Source organism: Actinosynnema sp. NPDC023658, from assembly GCF_040639995.1.
Taxonomy (GTDB): Bacteria; Actinomycetota; Actinomycetes; order Mycobacteriales; family Pseudonocardiaceae; genus Actinosynnema.
Genome location: NZ_JBFAAX010000727.1, coordinates 1 through 2,866, shown reverse-complemented (window position 1 = coordinate 2,866; position 2,866 = coordinate 1). Strand labels below are relative to the sequence as shown.

At 71.5% G+C, this 2,866-nt stretch carries 1 protein-coding gene; it reads right to left on the bottom strand.

What is annotated here, in order from left to right; genetic code table 11:
* Positions 1-40: 40 nt before the first annotated feature.
* On the bottom strand, positions 41-2,107 hold the full coding sequence (locus tag AB0G02_RS33840) for a BTAD domain-containing putative transcriptional regulator (protein WP_360802531.1): 2,067 nt from the start codon (positions 2,105-2,107) through the stop codon (positions 41-43).
* Between the last annotated feature and the right edge of the window lie 759 nt (positions 2,108-2,866).

Genomic DNA, 2,866 nt, shown 5'->3' with positions numbered 1-2,866 from the left:
CCAGCAGAACCCACCCGTCCTCCGCCAGCACCAGCACCCCCTACCCGTCTACCGACATCGCCACGAACTCGATGAACGCGAGCAACCGGTCGTCGGCGCACTGCACGTCGTCGATGACCAGCACCATGCCCCGGTCCCGCGCCACGGCACCCATCAGCTCGCGCCACGCCGCGGTGATCTCGCCGGTCATCGTCGCGGCGGTGGCCGGGCACTCGGGCGCCAGGAGCCACATCAGCATGTCCCACACGGCCTGCGCCCGGTTCGGCGGCAGGTGCCGCTTGGCCGTGACGCCGAGCTTGTCGCGGATCGTCGACGGGTCGTCGCGCGGGCCGATGCCGCAGCAGGACGCCACGCTCTCCGCCTGGAGCGCCCGGATGCCGTCCTGGTCGGGCCAGTAGGCGTGCGCCAGCACGAACTGCCCGGTCGTGGGGTGGCCCACGACGCGCCGCTGGAACTCCACCAGGAACCGCGTCTTGCCGACCCCGGCGTCACCCAGCACGGTGACCAGGTGCGGTGTCGCGCGGTGCATGGTGCGGTCCATGAGGCCGCGCAACAGCTCCAGCTCCGGCTCCCGGTCCACCACCGGAACGCTGTGGTGCGGGATCGACTCCGGCCGCACGCCGTCGACCTGCCACAGCTGCGGGTGCTCCTCGATCTGGTGGCACAGCACGGTGAGCAGGGTCTCGCTCCGCGCCGAGTCGGAGATCCAGGTCTCGCCGCTGGGCACGCGGTTGAGCACCGACTGGCACTCCTCGACCGGCTCGCCGTTCACGCTGAGCGGTGCGCCCGCCTCGGTGGCCTGGTACCGCACCAGCGCCTCACCGGTCGTCACCGCGGCCCGCACGACCACGTGCGCGCCCGCCACCGATTCCAGCTGGGCGTCCAGGCAGTCCCGGATCGCCAACGCCGCCCGCACCGCCCGCTCGACGCTGTTGTCGATCTGGCGCGGCACGTCGAACAGCGCCATCGTCACGGACCCGATGGACGCCGCGACCGTCCCGCCGAAGTACTCCACGCCTTCGCGGACGGTGTCGGCCACGCCGTCGAGGACGGCGAACCGGCTGCCCTCGACGCCCAGCTCGACCGACGTGTGCACCATGAGCACGCTGACCTGCTTGCGCTGCGCCGGCACCGCGGACGACGCGAACGGCTGCAGCGGCACGGACCGCTCCACCGGCTCGGGGTGCGGGTCCGGCGGGATCAGGCGTTCGAGCGCGGACGGCGGTTCGACCTCCGCCGGAGCCACTTCCAGCAGCACCGACGACGCCGCGGTGTGCGACGCCGCCGCCGGGGCTCCGACGCCGACCGCCTCCGGCACCTGTTGCAGCGCACGGCGGTTCACCTGCAGCGGGATCACCTCGCGCAGCCCGGACGCGGTGAAGGTCAGCGTCTCGTCGTGGGTGAGGATGGCGTGCTGGAGCGTCTGCAGCTCGCGGCACGGCTCCAGCCCCAGCTCCTCCACCAGCGCCGAGCGCACCCGGCTGAACAGGTTGAGCGCGTCAGCCTGCCGCCCGCACCGGTACAGCGCGAGCATCAGCTGGCCGCACGACCGCTCGCGCAGCGGCTTCGCCTCGACGGTCCGCTCCAGCTTGCCCAGCACGAGGTGGTGCCGACCGCACGACAGCTCGGCCTCGAAGTAGTCCTCCAGCACGTCGAGCCGCAGGTTCTGCAGCACGTTCAGCTCCGGCCACGCCAGCCCGGTCTCCACCAGGTCGGCCAGCGCGGGACCCCGCCACAGGCCGAGGGCGTGGTTGAGCACCCGGCTGGCCTCCTCGAAGTTGCGGGAGGCGAGCAGCGCCTGGCCCTGCTCGGCCAGCTGGTGGAAGCCGTGCAGGTCCACCTGCGACGGGTCGGCGGTCAGCATGTAGCCGGGCATCTGCGTGATGAGGGCCGCCGACTCCGAGGTGCGGCCGGACGAGGACAGCGCGCCGCGCAGCCCCCAGATCGCGTTCTGCAGTATCTTCCGCGCCGAGACGGGCGCCTCGTCCGCCCACAGCGCGTCGAGCAGCTGGCTCGTGGCCACCACCCGGTTCAGGTGCAGCAGCAGGAATCCCAGTGTCGCCCGCTGCCGCGTGCCGCCGAGCCCGACCGCCCGGTCTCCGTCCAAGACTTCTAATGGCCCCAACATCCGAAACCGCATACCGTCCCCCAGATCGTCATTCGTCCGTCACCGCGGCAGGGCGCGACAGCTCACGACCTGCCACGGGTATTCAGCGGAGTGTCACAGGCGCCACCGCGGGCGGTGGTCACCGGACGACCACGTGCCGGCAACCGGGCGTCCGCGGTGCCCGGTCACACGCTGTTCGCTCGACGACGAACCACCCGCCGCGTACCCGCTCGGGCACCGCGGCGGAACGCGGCGCCGTTCGCGCGGGGCGGCCCGGTGGTGGAAGTCGACCAATCGTGGGCGTTCAACGCCGAAGGTGTCGCGTTGCCCCCGACACGCCACCTCCGCTTCGCGACCGTCTGATTCCCTACGGCATCTCCGTTGCGCCACGAGGCTATTCGAAATAGCCTGGCCAACAATGTCATCCGACGTGATGATAGCCAGCGCTACAGGGGAAAGCGAGGGTGCCGCGCGCAACACCGGAGCACACCATTGCCCCGGTCCCGGCGCCCGCCGGGTGCCCGCCGCGCGCCCCCACCGGCGGAAACCGGGAAATGCCGTGGTAGAGCAGGTGAGCGGCCCGCCGGGGCACGTCACAGGCTCGACGCAAACCTCTCGATCCGGACATACGGAGATCCGCATACGTCAACGGTGTCATTACCGAGCGTGGCAGGACGTCCAGCCGAAAGGGCGAACAATCGTCTCGGCCTCACCCTCCGTGTCCTCCGACACCCGCACCCCCGCCGCACTCGCGGAAAC